At 58.0% G+C, this 19,630-nt stretch carries 19 protein-coding genes and 1 pseudogene; 5 read left to right on the forward strand and 15 right to left on the reverse strand.

All coding sequences use genetic code 11. The features are described 5' to 3' along the window. Window positions 1-144 precede the first annotated feature (144 nt). The 4 genes from QA648_RS35615 to QA648_RS35630 form a co-directional block, all read right to left on the reverse strand. On the reverse strand, window positions 145-1,719 hold the full coding sequence (locus tag QA648_RS35615) for a S53 family peptidase (RefSeq protein WP_283055027.1): 1,575 nt from the start codon (window positions 1,717-1,719) through the stop codon (window positions 145-147). Beyond that, on the reverse strand, window positions 1,716-2,912 hold the full coding sequence (locus QA648_RS35620; RefSeq protein WP_283055029.1) for a hypothetical protein: 1,197 nt from the start codon (window positions 2,910-2,912) through the stop codon (window positions 1,716-1,718). The genes QA648_RS35615 and QA648_RS35620 overlap by 4 nt, the downstream gene beginning before the upstream one ends. A 15-nt stretch (window positions 2,913-2,927) precedes the next feature. Further along, window positions 2,928-3,263 carry a hypothetical protein gene (locus QA648_RS35625; protein ID WP_283055030.1) on the reverse strand — a complete coding sequence of 112 codons (336 nt, stop codon included), beginning with the start codon at window positions 3,261-3,263 and terminating at the stop codon, window positions 2,928-2,930. Between the two features lie 79 nt (window positions 3,264-3,342). Next, complete coding sequence (locus QA648_RS35630; protein ID WP_283055031.1) at window positions 3,343-5,445, reverse strand: multicopper oxidase family protein; 2,103 nt, start codon at window positions 5,443-5,445, stop codon at window positions 3,343-3,345. A gap of 749 nt (window positions 5,446-6,194) precedes the next feature. On the opposite strand from QA648_RS35630, the pseudogene QA648_RS35635 reads away from it, so the two are divergent. Then, window positions 6,195-6,421 (forward strand): annotated as a pseudogene (locus QA648_RS35635) (hypothetical protein); the annotation flags it as partial. 77 nt (window positions 6,422-6,498) lie between these two features. On the opposite strand, the gene QA648_RS35640 reads toward QA648_RS35635, so the two are convergent. Then, window positions 6,499-6,792, reverse strand: coding sequence for a WGR domain-containing protein (locus QA648_RS35640; protein WP_283055073.1), 294 nt, complete (start codon window positions 6,790-6,792; stop codon window positions 6,499-6,501). 176 nt (window positions 6,793-6,968) lie between these two features. Here QA648_RS35640 and QA648_RS35645 point away from each other — a divergent pair, with 176 nt between their 5' ends. Further along, entirely contained in the window at window positions 6,969-7,181 is a 213-nt protein-coding gene (locus QA648_RS35645) for a hypothetical protein (RefSeq protein WP_283055032.1), read from the forward strand. On the opposite strand, the gene QA648_RS35650 is transcribed toward QA648_RS35645, so the two are convergent. From QA648_RS35650 to QA648_RS35660, 3 genes are all read right to left on the reverse strand, one after another. After that, complete coding sequence (locus QA648_RS35650) at window positions 7,121-8,488, reverse strand: ISL3 family transposase (RefSeq protein ID WP_283055033.1); 1,368 nt, start codon at window positions 8,486-8,488, stop codon at window positions 7,121-7,123. The two genes, QA648_RS35645 and QA648_RS35650, sit on opposite strands and share 61 nt — an antisense overlap. Window positions 8,489-8,720: 232 nt before the next feature. Beyond that, window positions 8,721-10,628: a DUF262 domain-containing protein gene (locus tag QA648_RS35655; RefSeq protein ID WP_283055034.1), complete on the reverse strand. Its 1,908-nt coding sequence runs from the start codon at window positions 10,626-10,628 to the stop codon at window positions 8,721-8,723. A gap of 684 nt (window positions 10,629-11,312) precedes the next feature. After that, entirely contained in the window at window positions 11,313-11,606 is a 294-nt protein-coding gene (locus tag QA648_RS35660; protein WP_283055074.1) for a WGR domain-containing protein, read from the reverse strand. A 184-nt stretch (window positions 11,607-11,790) separates the two neighbouring features. Between QA648_RS35660 and QA648_RS35665 the strand changes: the two genes are divergently transcribed. Next, a complete protein-coding gene (locus tag QA648_RS35665; RefSeq protein ID WP_283055035.1) occupies window positions 11,791-12,012 on the forward strand; it encodes a hypothetical protein in 222 nt (73 codons plus the stop codon). Between the two features lie 287 nt (window positions 12,013-12,299). Here QA648_RS35665 and QA648_RS35670 read toward each other — a convergent pair whose 3' ends face one another. The 3 genes from QA648_RS35670 to QA648_RS35680 all read right to left on the reverse strand — a co-directional run bounded on the left by QA648_RS35670 (window position 12,300) and on the right by QA648_RS35680 (window position 13,646). Continuing rightward, complete coding sequence (locus QA648_RS35670; RefSeq protein ID WP_283055036.1) at window positions 12,300-12,542, reverse strand: GapR family DNA-binding domain-containing protein; 243 nt, start codon at window positions 12,540-12,542, stop codon at window positions 12,300-12,302. Window positions 12,543-12,612: 70 nt separating this feature from the next. Then, window positions 12,613-12,954: a hypothetical protein gene (locus tag QA648_RS35675; RefSeq protein WP_283055037.1), complete on the reverse strand. Its 342-nt coding sequence runs from the start codon at window positions 12,952-12,954 to the stop codon at window positions 12,613-12,615. 17 nt (window positions 12,955-12,971) lie between these two features. Beyond that, a complete protein-coding gene (locus QA648_RS35680) occupies window positions 12,972-13,646 on the reverse strand; it encodes a ParA family protein (protein ID WP_283055038.1) in 675 nt (224 codons plus the stop codon). 485 nt (window positions 13,647-14,131) lie between these two features. Between QA648_RS35680 and mobC the strand changes: the two genes are divergently transcribed. Together mobC and QA648_RS35690 are read left to right on the forward strand one after the other, a co-directional pair. After that, window positions 14,132-14,518, forward strand: a complete 387-nt coding sequence (gene mobC / locus QA648_RS35685) for a plasmid mobilization relaxosome protein MobC (protein WP_283055039.1) — start codon at window positions 14,132-14,134, stop codon at window positions 14,516-14,518. Continuing rightward, window positions 14,511-17,735 carry an LPD7 domain-containing protein gene (locus QA648_RS35690; protein WP_283055040.1) on the forward strand — a complete coding sequence of 1,075 codons (3,225 nt, stop codon included), beginning with the start codon at window positions 14,511-14,513 and terminating at the stop codon, window positions 17,733-17,735. The genes mobC and QA648_RS35690 overlap by 8 nt, the downstream gene beginning before the upstream one ends. Window positions 17,736-18,149: 414 nt before the next feature. Here QA648_RS35690 and QA648_RS35695 read toward each other — a convergent pair whose 3' ends face one another. The 4 genes from QA648_RS35695 to QA648_RS35710 are packed head-to-tail and all read right to left on the reverse strand — an operon-like array spanning window position 18,150 to window position 19,536. Beyond that, entirely contained in the window at window positions 18,150-18,467 is a 318-nt protein-coding gene (locus QA648_RS35695) for a CopG family transcriptional regulator (protein ID WP_283055041.1), read from the reverse strand. Further along, a complete protein-coding gene (locus tag QA648_RS35700) occupies window positions 18,464-18,874 on the reverse strand; it encodes a hypothetical protein (protein WP_349254346.1) in 411 nt (136 codons plus the stop codon). The genes QA648_RS35695 and QA648_RS35700 overlap by 4 nt, the downstream gene beginning before the upstream one ends. A 21-nt stretch (window positions 18,875-18,895) precedes the next feature. Continuing rightward, window positions 18,896-19,330: a hypothetical protein gene (locus QA648_RS35705; RefSeq protein ID WP_283055043.1), complete on the reverse strand. Its 435-nt coding sequence runs from the start codon at window positions 19,328-19,330 to the stop codon at window positions 18,896-18,898. Continuing rightward, the gene (locus QA648_RS35710; protein ID WP_283055044.1) at window positions 19,330-19,536 is read right to left on the reverse strand and encodes a hypothetical protein; all 207 of its coding nucleotides are present in this window, start codon (window positions 19,534-19,536) and stop codon (window positions 19,330-19,332) included. Before QA648_RS35710 ends, QA648_RS35705 begins: the two co-directional genes overlap by 1 nt. Window positions 19,537-19,630 lie beyond the last annotated feature (94 nt).

Here is a 19,630-nt window from a genome sequence, read left to right on the forward strand (position 1 = left end):
CCTCAAAATACAGCCAATTCAATGGGGCGGAGACGGCGCTTACATTTCTATAACAGGGTCGAAGGTTCCGATCCTTTCAACTGCCTCTGGCAGATCTCACCCTCACGAATAAAGAATTCAGATCGCCGCACGTTCACCATCAGTTTAGGACATCAGGTCTCCTTCTGAGGCCGCTGTGAGAATTTCAATGACATTGGTTCCGATCGGCGTACCAAGGCCGGCACACGCGCTCCAGCCGGCGCCGGCCTTATAACCGATCCCATTTCTGAAGTTATCGCCTTCTAACACGGATCGCATGGCTCGCGGTTGCGCATACAGTGCTGGGACCGCAAATCCAATTGATTGCGCGCGTAAACTGTCAGTAATCGCCAGGCAGCCGGCCCATAGTGGCGTTGCCGCACTCGTCCCGCCCAGATTGCGTTCAGTCCCCTCGACAATGATCCTGTATCCCGGTGTCTCCGAGGCCAACGCCGAAACATCCGGCACGCCGCGTCCCGGCAACCCCGTACTTACAGATAAAGGTATCTGGGTATGAGCCTGATAGGCGGGCACCGGGAACACCTCGCTGACCCCGCCGCCGGTGCCGGCGATTCCGGTATTCCACACAGCTTCTTGCGCGATCGCATTGTCCTGAAGTTTTATCGAGGTGCCGCCGCAGCTCAGGACGTAAGGGCTCGAAGCTGGAAACCAGACATGTGCCTTGCCATCGGGTTCGTTGCAGGTCGCTAAGTCATCACCGGCGGCAGCGACGACGGATACACCCAGCCGAACGGCGTCACAGAGGATTGCATTGAGCACCTCGCGCCGCGGGGCTGTCCAATGCACTTCCGCCGCACCCCAACTCACCGATATCACCCTGGGATCGTTGACGGAATCATGGACGGCCTTATCGAGCGCATCAGAAAGTGCCTGCTGGCTGTTTTCGGCGAAGTAGATGACGATCCGGGCAGCCGGCACAAGTGCCGCGAGCACCTGAAGGTCGAGTGCGATTTCCTCATCTGCGCGGGCGTCGGCGCCAAAAACGCCGGTGGCGCCATTGAGATGAACTTCAACGATCTCGGGCAGCGTTCGTCCCATCGCTGACAAGGCCGCCCTGAGATCATCTGCTAGATAACCACCGCCGAGCGCGACAATTCCAACGCATTGGCGGGAGAGATCGTGATCGAGCGGCACGCCGTAGAGTTCCGCAACGTTCGTGGGCCAAAGTGAGTCAGTCCCATCTCCAGTGAGCACCGAAGATGTCGTCGGCAGCGGTCTCTGATCGAAACCTACCACCGCACGCACCCAAGGGGCGATCGGACGTGGTATGGACAAGGAGCCAGTCCGTGCCCGGAAGGTATGTTCCCCATCGCTATAGAGCCGTATGTCGGCCTGAAACAACTGCGTCAGGACATGGGCGGGTGCTTCGATCTCCATTTTCCGAGAGGTATAGTCGATCGTTTGGACTACGATACCTCTGTCGCGCAGGAAGCCAGAGATGCGTGCTGCCGCGCGCTTGTGGGTCCGCGCACGCTGGCGTTCGAGAACCGTGCGCGACAGGCGGGGCTGCAGACGTGCCAGGTCCTCCGCACTGCCTATCGGCAATGCGGGCGACCGTCTGCGAAAATAGATCGTCAGACGAAGCGTCGCGTCCGCATCGAGTTCGCCGACGAGCTGTTCATCTGGTGCGGCACGCGCGCTATCGGAAATCAGGACATTGTTAGATCTGGCTTTGGTCACTTGCCACTACATCCGGATGGTTGCGGTGGGTTCGTGGAGTCGTCGATTGCGCAAAGAGGGATTGACCAGACAAAATCAGCGGATGTTCCAAAGCGGGTGAGGCCAGGACTGCCCTGTGAGATCGGTGGCTGCCCTGTGAATGTCCAATACCACGACGGCAACAGAGGCCCGAGAGGACCAATCGGCGGATTGACATTCACATTAATAAAGCCAGCAACCGAGGTCGCCGCGCCGTTCGAGTCGAACGCCGCGCGGCCATGGCAGCTCAAACAGGAGGAGGTTGGCACAAAGCCATCCTCGGTTACCGAATTGCCGAGACGGGTGTCGAGACCGGTATTATCGACAAAGTCCGTCTGCGACCCCTTGAGACAATAGTTTGTGTAGGCAGGTTCAATGTCGGCCTTGGCCAGCATTGCTGCCAGTTCTGGAGTCTTGACACAATCCGGATATTGCTGGCCGTGCTTGTTCGGCTGCGGCATCACGTTGGCGTCTTTCGCGCCGAAGGAATCATGACAGCCGATCGTGTCGCAGCGTCCAGGATTGAATCGCGACTCGAACGTTGCCCAGGTCCAGTTCGGCACCTGTTTGGTGATCACATGCATCGCCACTAAGGCAAATTTTTTGTTGGCGGAATTCGAGTTGATGTGAAAAAATTTCGGCGCATCCGTTACCGAAACCTGGTTGTTTGTCCATTTTGGAACCTGTTCGATGGGTATCCAATTCGCTTTGACTTCGATTGAATCGATCGGGAAGGACAGCGTTTTGCCGAAAGCCGCCTTCAGGCCAGACCTCTTGTAGAGGTTGTTCTGAACGATGAAATCGAAGACTGGACGATTGTGACGCGTCTCTTCGAGTGTCGCAGAGGTGTCCGGGGGTAAAGCAGGCAATAGGACTCCCGCGTCCAACGCGGCTTGACGTGCGAGCGCAGGCAGGATGAGGGGATGAAGAGACAGAGTTGTTGGATTGGTTGGATAGCTCGGCACGGGTTGGAACAGGTCGGTGTCGCTGGCATAGGTTTCAAATACGGAATTTGTCCCACCGGCTCGGCTGTTGACCTGGATGAACAGCTCCCAGGAGAGTTTGTCGGGATTGTTCATTGCGGGATTGGGGTCGGATTGCGCCATGACCTGGGCAGAAGGGACCACCAAGGCGATAGCCGCAAGAAGCAATACAAGACATTTTGGCATGAACATTCCTCCTCCTTGTTTTCACGCAATTCCGCACGCAAAAGCGCGCAGCACTCTTGCTGGAATTGCCCTAGATATTGAACCTTCGTTCATCCACTGCTGATAGATTGCGAGCTTATCCGGCGGCCAGGCGCCATCGGGCGGCATCTTCCCGCGTGACAATGCAGAGAAGACGCGGCGTGCATTTCCATGATCTGGGAATCCGAATTTTGCGGTCGGATCGCGCATCCAATCTGAAACACCGAGGCTAACGCCCCGCGCCTTCATGCAAGCGATATCCGTCGGCCTGAACAGAGGCAGTATGTCCGAAGAGAAGCTGGTCGGCATCGAATTGTCTCCCTGGAAGAACATATCCAATTCTTCCCGCCAAATGCTCGATCCTGTTCCGGGTAGTGTTGGTGGATGACAGTGTTGATCGTGCCTTTGCTGAACTGCGTTACTTATGGTCATCATGACCACTCATCTGCATGATGGTGTCTTGAGTGGTGTCGTTCACCTGGTCAGGCAGTACCACGGCAACGTTCTGCATCATGCCTTGATCTTCGTGATCGAGGATGTGGCAGTGAAGCACGTATTCGCCAATGTAACGCTCGTAGCGGGTACGGATCTTGACGGTATAGATGCCGGAGAAGCCGGCGGGCAACGTCTGCGGAATGAAACTCTTGATCCACAGCGTATCCTTCCACACGCCCTTCAGCCCGATATATTGCGGATCGTAGGGCGCGCCACCCGCATCATCGACCGCACCCGGCGCGCTGACATCCTTGCCGTTGGGATCGATGATCGAGACGATTTGGAACGGATTGACGTGGATGTGGAACGGATGGCTGACGAAATGCGACTGTAGCGTCCACTCCTGCGCCTTGCCGAGTGGCAGCGAGCGGTCGATGCGGCTGGGGTCGTATGGTTTGGCGTCGTCCGTGTCGAGCGTATTGCCGACCTCGAATTTCGGAGCCGTTCCCTTCGTGTCAATGAAGAAGGTCAGTTCCTGCATGCCATTGCCGTTCACTTCATCGTCGGTGATATCGGGATGCGGCGTGAAGCTGGTGAATTTCGTGCCCGCTTTGAGATCGGCCACCACCGTCGCTTTGATATTTTCCGGCATGTCGGTCTCGGCCAGGGCAACCAGCTCGCGATTGATATAGATTTCCACATTATCGACCGGCTTGCCCGGAGCAACGTCGACCAAGCCGAGCAGTTGTGGCCCGACATCGAGCGCATTGACCACACCCGATTTGGGTGCCGAGGAGTCGATCACGCAATAGCGTCCGGCTTCCGGGAAGACGACCAGCGCGTCGAAACGATAACCGGGCTGGAACGTCGCAAGCTTGGTCGTCTGTGCCGCAGCCATCGTCAGGCCATCGGCTGCAATCAGCTGATAGGGCACCGGCGTGGTATCGCACGTATCCTTGATGAACGCGGCAGTGCTGTCGGCCTTGAGCAGCGTTTTCACCCCGGACTTCAGTTTGCCGTCGAGCACCTTGAAGAATTGCAGGCTGATCGTGTCGCGCACGCCGGCGTGGATCATGCGCCAGCGCTCGATCTGGCCCTGTGTCGTTTTCATCGTATCGTTGGGATTGAACACCTTGCCATTTAGCGAGGTGTAGCGCCCGGACGCCGGCCAGGTGCCCGGTCCGAACTGGTCATAACCCTCGATCCCGCCGATATCGCCTGGATCGCAGTAATAGCGACCGCTGATGTCCTGTTTGATCGGGCCGAGGTCTCCCGGTTTGGCTGGAGTACTGCGGCAGGCATACTGGATCTGCTGCATCACCAGCACCCGCTCAGGGATCGCCGAGGTCGGGATCAGCGTATCGATATCGCCGTGTGCGGCAGGTGTCGGAAAGCGGTTGCCACGGATGATCAGCGCACCGGCCATGCCGCTCGACACCTGCAGCGCAGTCGAGCCGTGACGGTGCGTGTGGTACCAGAACGTGCCAGAGGGATGGTCGGACGGGATGTTGTATTCGTAGGTGAATTTTGTCTGCGGGTTGATCGACAGCAGCACGTTATCGCTATTGCCCGAGGGGCTGACCCATAGCCCATGCGTATGGAGATTGGTACCGTTGAAGCAATGCGGGATATCGGGCATTGTCTGCCCACCGGGCATGCAGCCGGGATCGCCCGGCTGCGGTCCTGCCGGCAACTGATTATCGAGAGTGATGCGTACGGTGTCGCCGGGAGTTGCCTCGATCGTCGGCGAGACGTAGGGCGCGTTGGGATCGACGCCCCTGCCGGTGTAGCCGCGCAGATGCACCTTGTCATACCCGCCTGTGGACGGATTGTAGATCTGGTTGTCGATGTTGCGGATCTGGAGGTCAAGCACGCGGTCGCCGAGCACCGGCGTTGTGTTGCCGCGCAGCGGCTCTAGCGGTGTGGTTTCTGCCAAGGCGGGCTTGGCAACAGGAGTGCGTTCATCCTGCAGCACCGGTGGATTGAGGATCTCAGCCGTTGCTGGCAAAGCTGCCATTGGCACTAGGCTGCCGGCGAAAACAGCAGCGAAAAAACGCGCATGCACCATCGATCCACCATGTGACATGGGGGGCTTCTCCGCTTTCACTACAACTTGTGCAATGAAGGTATGGTGCACTCGTTCTGAGGGTATGTCCAGATCGATAAACTGCAAAGTGCAAAATATACTTTTTCGCTAAGATCAAGGCAAAGTCCCCGGTCGACGTGCGGCGCTCGACGTGTCGCTAATCTGCGCTTCGGTCAAACTACCGATCGCCCGACAATGCTTGATGTCCGCCGAACATGATCAATCCCGATCTGACAACCGCTATTTTCTCCATGCAGCCGGGGCCCAGCGCCATTCTCCCGATTACAAAACATGGATTGGAAGCGCCGTACAAAACCGGCGGAAGTAGCAACCTCGGGCGGCCGAATGAGGCATCGTCGCCACCGCCGGCCTAGCAAAGGTTGAGGCGCTGGTTCGATCGTCCGCGATGAGACCGATGCTCGCCAAGCCGCTGCGCTTGGTAACCTACCTGCCTTGATAGTTCGCGCCGCGAAATGCGACTGGTATATTCCATATCGTGCATACGCTCCAACTAGCGACACGCTACCCGACCGTTTGCCCTGTCGAAGTAGGTAGTCGCGGGAAAAGCCGGACGATCTGCAAGGGGGCGTTCGGTTTTTTCTTTTTTAGGTTCTTCCCTCAAATTATGCGGTGAACGGACAGTTGGCGTGCGCATTGCTATCTGCTGGATGCGAACGAAATAGAAAGGCACACCCGACCCACCGGTCAGAGTTCCGGGTATCACCCTTCAACATGAAGAAATTGTCAACATGAAGAAATTGGGCCGCCGTCAAACCAATCGGAGCCGCCTGGATTGTGGCACGCGAAGCCGCTGCCGGCACGGATGGCACAACTGCAGCCTCCAGGACTTACCAGTTCTGGGTCAGGTCATGAAAATTAAGCTCGCACCGAATCGATGTGTAGACATCGGGAGTTCCTGCGGCGAACCTTCACAGACCGGTTGCCCAAGCTTGCTTTACCCCACACGCGCCGAACTGCAATTCGTTGGTCGTGGTCATGACGGTTCCCCATGTTTGAACACGGGGCAATAGTTTTCATTGACGTCGCTTATTGTCACCTGCCGCCGTCGTTCGAAGGATGCTGAATGCCGCCATTTCCACAGGTCCCGACGGGTCGATAGCCTTTTGCACGCTTTCTGCGCGCTAATTCCAGAAAGTGCTTTGCCGCTTCGCGCTCCGTCGGGAACATTTCACTCTTTTCACCGCCACGCTTTCCAATCCTCCCCCAGGCGCGCGTGACGGCCACTTCGCCAAACAGTGTCGGTTGGATGGAAAGCAGACAATAGCGCGCCATGTTTCTCGCCGTGTCGATGCGTTGGCAATAGAGCTGAAATGAGTAAAGAGCCATGGGTGAAGCATCGCCGCACTGCCCGTATTCGTCCAACGACGCTTTTGAATCGATTGGTCCGGTTCGATTCACGATGCTGATGGATCCTCCGCTAGCGCTGCTTCAATCTGCCTAAGGCTAGCCATCGTGTAGCTCAGCCTATAAAAACTACGCCGAGGCAGAGACAGGACGATCCCATGAAAGACACGATCGAGATAGACAATCGCGGTAAATTCGGCCTCTGGGCTATCGAGGTCGCCAAGCAGATTGTTGGCGAGCAAGGCTTTGGCCTTGCCAAGGCTGCCCGCGATGGCGGTGAAGAAGATATTCGCGTGGCAGGCAACGCCGTTCAGGCGATCACGCTTCTGGAAGTGTTCGACGGCCTGCTGGAAGGCGCACCAGCAGAATAAATTGGTGCTCGCCCTCTACGGGCGACAATCAGTTCCGGAACGTTCACTTCGATAGCCGCGATGAGGATCGCTTCAGCTTTCGGCAAGTCATCGCGTGCGGTTGTCATCAGCCGGGCGATGACCCGCGCCGATGGCGTTCGCGCAAGCCCGCTTTGGTTGGCCTTTTCCGCAAGACGTCGCCGTTGAGCCCATTGCGAGACGACCCCGCTCTGCCCCGCAAAACCCTTCAATTTCATCTCCCGCCAGAGCGCCAAAGCGTTACGCACGCCTTCGTCCCAGCGACTGTTGAGCCACGGCAGCCAGCTATCCAGTGAGCTGGGCCGTGTTCGGAAGACATCGAGGCGCTGGCCCCTCAGAACGTCGCGAACAATCTTCCGGCTATGGCCGGTTTGCCGAACGATCTGTCTAATTGACGTTCCCTTCTTCGACAGCTCCTGGATCGCCTCGTTCGTCTCTTGGCGGCGCAGATATCCCTCGTACTGCAGTTTCTCAGCGTAGGTCAGAAGTTTGGGATCAACGATATTGTTGCCGACCGCTTGCCTGATCTGGCGCATTGACTTGCCGACTGCATCGAGAAACGCCCGGCTGGAATTCTCCATCAAGTGCCAACGATCAGCGACCTGCTCAGCATCAGGCAAGGCCTTCGCGATGGCTTCACCATAGCCACCGCCTCGATCGCGAGCGACGATCGATATTGACGGATGCTCGGCAAGCCATGTCCGAGACGTATCCAGTGCTCGATCCGGCAACAGGGTGACCGGCCTCCGCCGTGCCAGATCGCAAACGATCGTTCCGTAGGTCTGGCCGCGCCTGAAGGCAAAATCATCAATACCTATGACGGTGAGTTCATCGTTGTGGTCAGCGATGCGGCGTCGAACCACCCGCAGTAGCGTATCATTACTCACCGGAACCATTAAACGATTGGCGAAGGCCGCGGCGGGTCTGCCGCCGAGCGCCAAGCCGAGGTGGTGGACAATTGTCTCTAGCCTCTGGGTACGCCGACCGTAACGAGCCAACACGCCGTTATCAAACTGTTCGCAGAAGATGCGCCGTCCGCACAGGACGACATCGCACCAAAATCGACGCGCCACGATCGCCAACTCTACTCGCCGGCCGCTAAGAGGCAGATCGGCGGGCCGGCGCAAATATCTGCTTTGAACTCTCCGGCTCGGCCGTCCGCACTCCGGGCAAGATCCCATGGGATAGCGTGATCGAAGCCGAACTTGGACGCGCTCCGCGACAACCTTCACTTCGTCTACTGCAAAGCCGGGCGGCGCGAGGCTCGTGCGCTGAAATCGATGTTGCATTGCTGATCCTCCGGTGAATCAGCAAAAGCGTCGCCCGCAACAGCAGCAAATGTGAGTCAGCCGAACTTTGACCCTGGGGTCTGGGCGACCATATCGTTTTCCTTCGCCTGCCCTGCCCATGGCGGCATCATGACTAACGGCGAGTTAACCATACAAATTGAGGAAGATCCCGATTAACTGCAAAACGACAGTCGCTCCGCGACGACGGGCAGAAGCGTGGCTTGAACTGCTTTTACTCCGCCGCCTGAGCAACCCTGATACGTGAGGAGTAGGTCGCAGGATCCGGCCAGATGGCCGTTGCCCGAGCGAAAAGATCCTCCCCCCGCGCCATTATGGCATCTTCGTCCCAGTGATGGACGCCGTTCAGGTCTTGATTCATCGGCAGCAGAGAGTTTGCCATCATCGCCGGCCGTTTCTCGTCCCATCCTAGGTTCGACTGCGCCGAGTTGAGCCCCTGCATCAAGAGCGTCAGGTTCCCAAACGTCTGCACCATCCTGTCCCGGTTCTCTGTCGATGCCGCCCGCGAGTCGCCATCTGGCGCATTGTGAGCTTCCAGGAATTCCATCCCCTTGGATCCATCGGCTAGGGGCCAGTTGTCGATCCACTTCTGTGGCATAATGTGTTCGACCGACGGCTGCTGCTGGAACACCAGCGGCTCCTGCCAGCCGTTCGAGTAGGACGAATTCAGGCGTCCTAAGATGTGGACGAGCTTCGCGTTACCCATATCGTAGGCGGGATTTCCCGTCCACGCTTCGCGGAAGACAGCATCGTTTGGCCACGCCGCCGAGTCGCCGCTCTGCTGGGACAATTGCTGAACAAGACTCGCCGCTGAGAGACCATTGCGCCGCAGGTTTTTCGTTAGTTGCAGGAAGATCCGGTTGTAGTTCTTGGTATTGTTGCCGCAGATCGATCGTCGTAATAAGTAGGATTCGAGAACATCGGTGATCTGATCCCATTCCATGGTCGAGAGGGGGCTGTCGAGCAGGAGGAGCAGAAGCGGATAAGCCGTCCTGATGTCAAAGGCCTCCAGGAACATCGCGAGGCGGCAAACTGGATCACCCACCGTGGGCTCCAAGATCCGGCGGAAGTTCTGACCGTGCTTGGCGAGCGTCTGCAATTCCTCTTCGACGTCCTTGAACGGATGGCGGCGCTCGATCCAGTTCCGGTACTCGACGAAGAGGTGCTTAACTGGAATGTCTTCCTCGATCTGGCTGGCGAGAAAGTGCTGCATGAAGAGGTCACTACGTGGGCGAATTAGTCGGCCTTGTTTGACCTCGACTCGCCAGAATTCGTCGTCGAACTGGTTCCAGTACGTTGCGTAGAGGGTTTCCTGGTCATGGCCTGCGCGAGAAGCTCGAAGGAAGATGTAGTTGCGTAGAAGATCCGCTGGCAGCAGTGGCTCGCCCCGGGCGTTCAGCGTCTCGAAGATCACCTGCGCATCGTCTCCCTGCTGCAGGTCGATCGTAACAACACGAAGCGAGTTCTTCAGCGCCTGGAAGCATTCCAACAGACGAGCTGACAACGGAGAATCCACACCAATAGGCGGCTCCTCTGCAGCTCCGAGAAAAAATTCGGCAAGTTGGTCATAGAAGAAAAGATAGGCTTGGACCATGCGGGGCCTCGGCTCAGGCTTCCGAGCATACTTCCGCCAGACTACCGGGTGTCGCCGTTCCAGTTCCGCCTTCGATCCCGACGTGAGCACGTCGGCGAATTGGGTCCGATCCACCAACGTTGGCCAAACCTTGAAGCGATCCACGGCTGGATCGGCTAGCATTCCTTTGTTTTCAGTAAACCCCTCGCATTCTTTCGCAAGGTCGATGCAATCGTTCTCCCGGCAGAAATCTCGGAATGCAGCCAGGAAGATTTGGAACGTAGTTAGTCGCTGCTGCCCGTCGATGACCTGACGCTTCTCCACATGCGTGACCGGGGTCTGCTTCTGGTCGAGAACCATAGCTCCGAGGAAGTGAACGGGCGCGTCCTGTCGGCCTTCAATACCTTCTACGAATTTGCGGGAGATGTCCTCCCAAAGCGGCTCCCATTGTTGCTCCTGGCTCCAGACGTATTGACGTTGAAACAAGGGAATTTCCAACCGCATCTTTCGTTCAAATATCGCGAGCAGTGAAACGGCATTTGCGTCCATAAGAATCCTCCCAGTTTCGGCGGAGGGTAGCGATTTCACGCAGTAGTTTCAATCTACGTTTAGCCTTGTACACGCGAGATAGGTGCACTGAAGGCAGCAATACGGAGCTGCGGCGAGTGTATCTGGCCGTGGCCAGTCAAGCTGCGCGCAGCGACAAACAAAAACCTTGTTCCAAATTCGAGAACCAGAACCGCAAAGGGAACGCCTAGAGTCGGCCGAACCGCTCTTGGATATCCTCCGGTTCTGATTTGAATATCCGCAACAATGGTGATTGGAGCAGTTGCCTACGGCGCCACAGTCATATCACCTTCGGTTAAAGCATCTATTTGCACAGTAGTGCTCGGTTGGCTCTGTCGAGAGAGACGGCGGCGAACGCCAAGAGGATCGCGCAAATCGATGAATAGATCGTTCTGCGGAATATGTCACCCATGCCCACATCGATCCTCAGAAACTCAAGGTGGGCGCCGACAAAAAGAAGATTGCGCCTAGGCCAAGGATGAGGACGGCGCCGTTCAATATAAAGGAAACCAGTCGCAACCCCCTCGTGCATGTTCCTTATTGTTTATCTCCAATAAGCCGGACACATGTCCTTTTGCCTGCCAAGAGAGGACGGGCCATCGGCAGAATCGGTGGCGGTCAGATGTTCGCTCACGACCGAATAGTTTTCATTCGTCGTGCTAATTTTCACGTGCCGCCGTCGTTCGAAGGGCGCCGAATGCCGCCATTTCCGCAGCTTCCGACGGGCCGGTAACCTTTCGCACGCTTTCTGCGCGCTAATTCCAGAAAGTGCTTTGCCGCTTCGCGCTCCGTTGGGAACATTTCACTCTTTTCGCCACCACGCTTTCCGATCCTCCCCCAAGCGCGCGTGACGACCACTTCGCCAAATAGCGTCGGCTGGATAGAGAGCAGATAATAGCGAGCCATGTTTCTGGCCGTGTCGATGTGTTGGCAATAGAGCTGATATGTGTAAAGAGCCATGGGTAAAGCATCGTCGCACAGCCCGTATTCGTCCAACGAGACTTTTGAATCGATTGGCCGTGTTCGATTCACGATGGTGATGAATACGGCGTCTTCCGCTTGCTTCCACAAGCATACCATGCTGGCCATGTAGCAGCTCAGTGTATAAAAGCCTGGCCGCGAACAAATGTAGGAGGGCCCACCCATGGAAGACACGATCAAGATAGACAATCGCGGCGAATTCGGCCTCTGGGCGATCGAAGTGGCCAAGCAGATTGTCGGCGAGCAAGGATTCGACCTTGCCAAGGCTGCCCGAGATGGCGGTGACGAAGATGTTCGCGTGGCCGGCAACGCACTTGGCCAGGCGATCACCAATGCGCTTCTGAAAGTGTTCGACGGACTGCTGGAAGGCGCGCCAGCGGAATAAATTAGTGCCAGGCTGCGTCTGCATGCCATCTGTGCGCGCAAACAGATCGGCTCAGCGCGGCCCAACTATCTGCGATGCCTTCCATGAATTGTTCTGAAGAAGGTTTTCCAGCCGCAGCGCCGCGGACGGCGCGGTAAGCTGCCGGAGTGAGCCGTTGCGACAATGCTAATGCATTTGCGCGGGGGCGAACGGAGCTGGCGGAGGGCTGCCATGGGCAGCGCGCCCGCAAGGTGGGGCCGTAGGGTTTGCCGGAGCCGTGTGGGAAATCTGGTCGGCGACCGAACTTTTCAATCGAGCTGACCAAGATATTCGCTGACCTTGCGATCATGCTTCTCGAACTTTTCCGGGCCGCCATCTTGCCGGCGTCGGCGCCGGATTGCGATCGCTTGTTTCATTGCCTTCACGTCGTAGTTCCTCGCTTTCGCCGCTTTGTAGACGGCCGACTTCCGGTCGTTGCGCTCCTTGACCTCGTCCTCGATGGACTCGATCTCGTCCACAAAGCCCTGCAATTCGGTATTCTTCCGGCTCATGACCGATCCTCAAGATGGCTGAATAGCTCGCTGCAACTGCGGCTTTCGCGTGCGCGCGCACACTTGAGGATCACGGCTTTGACGGCAGATCGAGATAGGCGCGCAATGCGCGCTCGGTGATCTCGCCGGCCGTCGTCTTCTGCCTCAAGGCCTCAAGCTTGGCGGCGATGATGACCGCGCCGGACAATATGATCTGAAAGCGTTCCGGCTTATCGAGGGCAGCACTGGTAGCGGGAGTATCTATTGCTTGCGGTTGCGCAGCCGTCATAGGTGGATCTTTTGGGATACCGCTCGCATCCGGCGTCCCGTGCATCTCGTCATAGGTTTTCATGCTGCCGATGGACTCTGCGATCAGCGAATCCAGGTCCGACAGATTGCGCCGTGATTTTGGCAGAGGCGGGATGTCCGTCATGTGGTCCTCCGTTCGTTTCACGCAGCTTCGCTGACGATTCTGGTGATATCGGTGATCACGCCGACAATGTTGGCGCGGGCCTTGGCGACCTGCTCGGCTTTGCCTGGATCTTTGCCGATCTGTGCGAGTGAGCCCGCCTCTTTGGAAAATTGCTCATAGACTTTCCGGGCGCGGACGAATGTCGGAAGGGCTGGTAGCCGGTTGTCACGGATCATCTGCACCGCGTCCTGGAAGGCGACGGTTTTTGTGTCGATGCCTTCGACACGATTGAGGATAAGCCGAAGCGGCGCGCGCTTGAGACTGTTCTGCGCCCATTCAAACAGTTTTGCCGTTTCGACCATTTCCATCACATTGGCCTTGGCCGGCACGAGTGTGACGTCGCTCGAGACGATGGCTGCGATCAGCAAATCGTTCATGGAACCCTGGACGTCGATCAGAATGATGTCTGCCGTCGCGGAGGTGAGGGCGATTTTGAGATCATCGGGGTTATTCGCCGGCACCGCGATTAGAGAGGGCGGCAGCGTTCCGGCGCGTCTGCATCGGTTCACCCATTGCAGGCAGGATTGCTGTTTTTGATCGGCATCGATGATCAGAACATTGGCACCGTTTTGGGCAAGTTCGGAGGCGATGAGAAGGCATAAGGTGGACTTGCCGACGCCGCCCTTCGAGTTCGCCATGGCAATGATAGTCATGCAGCAAAGTCCTATAGCGCGGTGAATGATTATATATATACCAATTAAATGCGAGTGCAGCCTTTTGCAAGCCCGGCCGCTTCTGCAACCAGCAAAAGCGTTGGCGCTGTCGCAGGTATTGCATCTGCTCCCAGTGACGTCGCTAAACTCAGTTCCGCAACGACCGTAACGGCTGCTGCTGCATGCAGGGCCGCCGCTGGTACCACTGGCGCCCGTCATTGCCGTCCTGGCACTTCTGCGACATGCAGTGGTTTTGCAAGCGCGCGAGCTGTCACCACTTCGGTCACTACCCGACGTGATGAAAGTACTGTCAGTGCCGCCACTGCCGAAAGTAACATAAGTATTTGAAAATAGATGATAAAGGAGAATTATTTGGATGGCAGGATAGCAGTTTTTGTATTACAAAACTGGCGTGTGCCCGACGCGGGCGGATGAGGTCGTTCCGGCAGTCGCAAGAGCGACCGGAACGACGACGGACGTGGCCGATGACAATGACGAAACGAAGCAAAACGGTATGTGTGCGACTGTCGGAGACGGAGCTTTCCGCGCTCAAAGACTTCGCCGAAGACGCTGGATTGCCAATCAGCGAAGTGCTGCGGCGTCTGGCACGCGAAGCTGGCGGCCATGGTCCAACTGTGGAGGGAGAGTTCGCGTTACAGTTTAAAGCGATGGTGGTGCAGTTCAGGAAGGTGGGAGTGAACCTTAACCAGGTGGCTCGGGCGCTGAACAGCGGCCGGAACCCGGGCTATGAGCATCTTCGTGACGGCATTGGCCGACTTGTCAGGATCGTCGCTGACGTTGAACGCAATCTCGATGAGATGCGGGCGAGGGGACGTGCTCGCGCTAAGCGCCTGGTAAGATCAGATGTTTGATGTCGGCGCCTTCCTCAGCTTGCTCGATGAGATCGAGCAGCGGAAGAAGCGGCGGGCAGCCGCCGATTTTCTGGAGCAGCAGGACCTCGACGTGCTGGCGGCTGCGAAGACTGGACGTAAGCCGGGACCGAAACCAAAGCGCCGCGCCGACGACGGCAAACCTTATACCGGCAGAAAACCGCGGACGGGTGTGACCCCGGTCGTCAGCGCGGCGGTTGACGAAGACGAGCGGCGCAGGCGTCGCGGGGGCGCGGGAGCCGCTCCCGCAAGCGCGGCCTCTCCTTTTGGCAGGGGAGCATCCAAATCGGGTCGTGAGCCTGGTAACAGCGGATCAACTCCAGATTCGCGGCGGCGAACTGCCGGGCCGGCCGAGCGCCTGGCCGTTGCAGCAGGATCGCAGCCCGCCGTCGTCAAACTGGTCAGCTATGCCGCCGGCGGCGCTCGTATTGGCAAACTGCTCACCTATCAGAGCCGGGATGGCGAACTGGCGGTCGAACGTGAGACCGGCGAGCGAGTGTCCGGAGGCAGCTGGATCCAGGCGCTGGCCGATGAATGGGCCGAGGAAGACGGCCGACAGCCGTCGAGAGACGTGCTCCGTCTGTCATTGACGGTTCGATCGGAGTCCGACGAGGCAATTGGCGCTGCGCTGAAGCAGGCCTTGCCCGGCCATCGGATTGCCTGGCGCAGTGGGCCTGATGCGACAGGAAAGGGAAGGGTGGTCGACGTCGTCATGAGTGCCGCCGCGCGCGCCAATCCCGGCGAGCGCAAGGCGCTGCGCATCTATGACAATCGCAAGTCTCTGGCCGCTCTTGAAGCACGGCTTGAGACCGCCTTTGGCGCCGGCACGGAACTCGAAGTGCATGGGTTCGCTCATGGCGTAGAGGGCGTCGGCCGCTATCTTTCACAAATCCGCAAAGGCACACGCCATCAGGCTTTTGCCGTCCGGCTTAACAGAGACGGATCCTTTACCACCGATCTCTTGATCGATGCCGGTTCGTCAGCGCTTGAGGAGGCAAAAGACTGGAAGCGCGATCTGCGCTCACAGGAGCGTCGCGACGTCGCGCATATCATCTTCAGCGCCAAGCCGCGTACGCCGAAGGAGCAGTTTGTCGATGCGGCCCGAGCGACGCTGGCTCGCGAGTTTGCCGGTCATCGCTACGCGTTTGTGCTGCACGAGGACCGCCAACATCTACATGTCCACGCCGCCGTGAAAATGCGGTCGGAGACCGGTAAGCCGCGTCATCCGCGGATCCAGGATTTTCAGCGGTGGCGCAAGACGTTGGCGGAAGAGGCACGAGAACGCAACATTCCGATGGATGCGATGAGCCGCTTCGAGCGCGCCAATCCGCCCGGCTACAAGCTGAAGGATATTCATCGCGTCGAACGCGGTGTTGCGACGGAGGATGTTCGTCGGCGCGTCGAGGCGGTGAAGGCAAGTGTTGTCCATATCCCAACAAGGGAGGAGGGCAAACGGCATGCTGTTGCGGCTGCACAGGGTTGGAGCCAGATAGCGGCCATTGCGTCCGAGGCACTTCATGAACATCACCCGGAACCAGGCGTCTTGCGGCTCTATCGTGCGGAACGGCCGGGAACGCGATCGTCGGCGCCGATCTTCACCCGCAATCGTGCCGAGGCCGCCGAGTTCGCACACCGTTTTGGCGGCACGCTCAGCTATATCGATGTTCGCCCGGCCGATAGGCACCACGTTGCGCCGGCGCGTGGGCAACCCAATGCGGACGATGCCACCCGGTTCGTCGTCTCACGCGAACTTGCCGGCACGATGCGTCCCGTTCCACTGACGGAGACTGAAACGGCGGCCGTGCTGGAGTTCCGCCGGCGCAGCGAGACCGCTGTCCGATCAATGGAACGTATGGCTGCCGAAACCCAATCGACACAACCCAACAGGCCCACAGAGGAGGCTGACAACATGGCAAATCTGAATGTGATGAAGACCTCATTTGCGCAAATGGATGAGCAAATGGAGGTGATCAAGAAGAATCTCCCCGCCGACCGCCAGCCTCAGATCGAGGAGTTGCATGGCAAGCTGAAGGAGACGCAGCAGCAGATGTTGGCCACACAGGAGAGCATCGAACGCAAACGCGGAACGGTCGAAGGCGAAACATTCGTTGCTCCCGTCAAACACGAGTTCAGCCAGTTCGTGGCCGAGGAGCGTGGCGAACTGATCCGCTATGTCAGCCGCAAGGAGAACGGCAAGGCAGGAGCGGTCGCCTTCACCGATCATGGCGATAAGGTCGAGATCGCGCAATGGAAGGATCGCGAGGCGGTGCTGGCTGCCATGCAGGTCGCTTCCCGGAAATGGGGTTCGCTCACGATCAATGGCACCGAAAACTACCAGGCGCTCGCCGTCGAGCTTGCCGCGGAGCACGGATTCAAGATTACCAATCCCGAACTGCAGGACAGGCTTATTGCGGCAGGCGAGCGAATTGCTCGGGAGCGAGCCGGTCGCGCTGGTATCGTGCCGGGCAACAGATCCGAGGCGCCGACTTTGCAGGTGCAGAGCGAGGCGGCCGGGCGGGAGCTGTCGCAATCGTCGGCACCCCAGACCACGGCGCCGATTGTCGACGGCGATAAGGTCAGGCCAGTCGATCGCGATCGGGAATCGATGCTGGCTGCTATGCGCGAGGCGGCGAAAAAGTGGGACACCATCACCGTCAATGGTTCCGAACGCGACAAGGCCTTGGCGGTCGAGCTTGCTGCCGAACATGGCTTCAAGATCAGCAATCCGGAACTGCAGGACAAGCTTGTCGCCGCCCAGGAAAAAGTCGAGCAGCGCCGGCAGAAAGAGCAGGTGCGCGAGGAAAGGCGGCCAGGCTTCACCGACGGCATGACCCCGCAGGAACCAGGGCGGAAGTCCGACGCCGAAATCGAGCTCGCCCTACAAACCATCCGGGAGCGGACGGACGCCGAGGCCACTCGCGAGGTCCGGCAGGCTGAACGGAGTGCTGCCACGCAGGAGCGTCCATTTGACGGCGGCGGCGAGGACCATGCCTATCGCACTCAGGCAGAAGCCAATGCCGCAGTCCGGGCGGAGCGGGCAGTAGATCAGAATCCCTCGCAGTCGATTCCCGCCGACGTGAACCAGTCCCCCGAAATCGAGCGTCAGCGCCAGATTCAGCAAGAGCTGCTTTCAGAGAAGCAGGCCAACCACCAGGGTGAAGCGCAAAAGCAGACGCAAAAACCGCAACAACGGCACTAACATCTCACCAATTGAAGGCTGCGGCGTCTTTGCCCGGTAGCTTTTCACCCTGTCACCACCGCGTGGCGGGTGATGACAGGGCGGGAGACTGATATCAGACAATTAGACTAAGAAGAATATTCGCTTAATCTCTACAGGTATGGCCTCACAAGAAAACTTCTCCTTCAATCTCGGCGCGAAGGCGCTATTCCTCGCAGAGGATAGACAGATCGTGCGCCCATTCGCTCGTAGTCAGGGATATCACCGCTGAGCTTGGCGGGAGAGACATCGTCAGCTTCAACATTAAGGTATGGTGCTGAAGCCATGCGAGATGACGTCGCCCGAGGTGGTCGATTTCGTCGTCGAACTGATCTCAGTTGCAAAGGAGTTGGACGGTTACCTTCAAGACCACGCAGCGTGAAACAACCCACGTCTTCATGCCATGCCATCCACGTCGCCGTCCTCATCCAGCTCCCGCACCGGCAGGTAGGCGTTCGTTTCCAGCCACTCCTTGATGATATGCCGGATCATGTCATTTCGCGTTATGCCGAGTTCGCCAGCGATCGAGAGCAAAGCGTCGTCGGTGTCAGCATCCAGGCCGATCGGTGTTGCGTTCCGGATCACAAGCGCCGCGCGTCGCAGCATGATCTGCAGGTCGGCACGAGACGCGTCTCCAATGCGATCGGCTGCATATTCGAGCTGACCCGCCACATCACTTGGCACGCGTTCTTCTTTCCGTTTCCAGTCGCTCATGCGGGCACGCTCTCTGGCGAAAGCAACAGCAGCTCGTCATCCGGCATTGGACGCTGCAGCCGTTTCGCTTCCTCCCATGGAGCTGTCATCCATAATTCGATTTCTTCCACGGTCCGAAGAATAACCGGCATCGCTTTCTCATGAATTTCACCAACAACTCTGTTCGGTGACGTTGTCAGGAATCCATAAAGGTCGCACGTCACTTCGCCTTCTTTGATCTTTCGAACACTGGTCCAGTTCGCCACCCATGCGCCGGCAAACCAGAGCAGTGGACAGTCTTCGTCTCCGGCAAACCACGCGTTCGGCACGCGTTCTCCTTCCACATGGCTGGTATAATCTGGTTCGGCAAAGCGGCTGAACGGCACGACACACTGATTTTCCGGACCAAGCCAGAGGCGGCAAGCCACTCCGGTCCAATAATCTCGCTGTCAAAGCCGCAAGGAATGAAGAACAGGCCACAGGCCACAGGCCTCTTTCACTTCGGTATCGACAGCCAACTCTATATGGCCAATGGGCGCGCCTGACGGGATATCGAAAAGGCTGGCATAATAGAGCTTCACGCCCGTCCTGTTGCCGATCTCCTGAAGCAGGATCGGCTGAATTTCGTCCACCTGACACTCGCTGTAGGGTGTCCAGTAGGTGCCTTGCTCAATTTCCGGCTCGTCGATCAGCTTGTCGCACAGGCCCCGCATCCGATCTAGCCGTTCAAGTAGATCCTTCGACTTCCATCTACGGCCGTCGCGCTCGCTCTTGTCGCTGCAATATGCTGACACGAAAGTGAGGAAGTCCGCGAAAGCGATCGCGTCATCCTCTGTGATAACCAGCGGCCCTGGCTTTGGGGTGACATCGACGATTAAATCCATCACTGTTCTCCTCCAAAATGCGGCTTCCAGCCCCTTGTGAAGCCAACCGACATTCCGGCTTCGGTTAAGGCCAACTGCCCGCGGACGAACTGCAATTCGTCCAGCAGGGCAGCAATTGTCGCACAGGCATCACCGCCGCAAAAAGCAAGTGCGACTTCAACCGGATCGAATTCCGGTTCTTCCGTTTGGGCGACCGTCCTACTCATCGGGCAAGCTTCTTCCTTCTCCGCTGTCGCCAGGGAGTCTCATCAACAGGGTATCGGGTGAACGGCGGTTATTCCGCCGCCAATGTGTTCCTAT

Source organism: Rhizobium sp. CB3171, from assembly GCF_029714265.1.
In the GTDB taxonomy this organism is placed as follows: domain Bacteria; phylum Pseudomonadota; class Alphaproteobacteria; order Rhizobiales; family Rhizobiaceae; genus Rhizobium.

What these genes read in the sequence shown, in the direction of transcription:
- QA648_RS35710 (WP_283055044.1), bottom strand. Translation starts at nt 19,536, where the DNA reads ATGAGTAGGACGGTCGCCCAAACGGAAGAACCGGAATTCGATCCGGTT.
- QA648_RS35680 (WP_283055038.1), bottom strand. Translation starts at nt 13,646, where the DNA reads ATGACTATCATTGCCATGGCGAACTCGAAGGGCGGCGTCGGCAAGTCC.
- QA648_RS35665 (WP_283055035.1), top strand. Translation starts at nt 11,791, where the DNA reads ATGGAAGACACGATCAAGATAGACAATCGCGGCGAATTCGGCCTCTGG.
- QA648_RS35650 (WP_283055033.1), bottom strand. Translation starts at nt 8,488, where the DNA reads ATGCAACATCGATTTCAGCGCACGAGCCTCGCGCCGCCCGGCTTTGCA.
- QA648_RS35640 (WP_283055073.1), bottom strand. Translation starts at nt 6,792, where the DNA reads ATGGCTCTTTACTCATTTCAGCTCTATTGCCAACGCATCGACACGGCG.
- QA648_RS35620 (WP_283055029.1), bottom strand. Translation starts at nt 2,912, where the DNA reads ATGTTCATGCCAAAATGTCTTGTATTGCTTCTTGCGGCTATCGCCTTG.
- QA648_RS35690 (WP_283055040.1), top strand. Translation starts at nt 14,511, where the DNA reads ATGTTTGATGTCGGCGCCTTCCTCAGCTTGCTCGATGAGATCGAGCAG.
- QA648_RS35655 (WP_283055034.1), bottom strand. Translation starts at nt 10,628, where the DNA reads ATGGACGCAAATGCCGTTTCACTGCTCGCGATATTTGAACGAAAGATG.
- mobC (WP_283055039.1), top strand. Translation starts at nt 14,132, where the DNA reads ATGACAATGACGAAACGAAGCAAAACGGTATGTGTGCGACTGTCGGAG.
- QA648_RS35695 (WP_283055041.1), bottom strand. Translation starts at nt 18,467, where the DNA reads ATGAGCGACTGGAAACGGAAAGAAGAACGCGTGCCAAGTGATGTGGCG.
- QA648_RS35705 (WP_283055043.1), bottom strand. Translation starts at nt 19,330, where the DNA reads ATGGATTTAATCGTCGATGTCACCCCAAAGCCAGGGCCGCTGGTTATC.
- QA648_RS35630 (WP_283055031.1), bottom strand. Translation starts at nt 5,445, where the DNA reads ATGTCACATGGTGGATCGATGGTGCATGCGCGTTTTTTCGCTGCTGTT.
- QA648_RS35670 (WP_283055036.1), bottom strand. Translation starts at nt 12,542, where the DNA reads ATGAGCCGGAAGAATACCGAATTGCAGGGCTTTGTGGACGAGATCGAG.
- QA648_RS35660 (WP_283055074.1), bottom strand. Translation starts at nt 11,606, where the DNA reads ATGGCTCTTTACACATATCAGCTCTATTGCCAACACATCGACACGGCC.
- QA648_RS35645 (WP_283055032.1), top strand. Translation starts at nt 6,969, where the DNA reads ATGAAAGACACGATCGAGATAGACAATCGCGGTAAATTCGGCCTCTGG.
- QA648_RS35675 (WP_283055037.1), bottom strand. Translation starts at nt 12,954, where the DNA reads ATGACGGACATCCCGCCTCTGCCAAAATCACGGCGCAATCTGTCGGAC.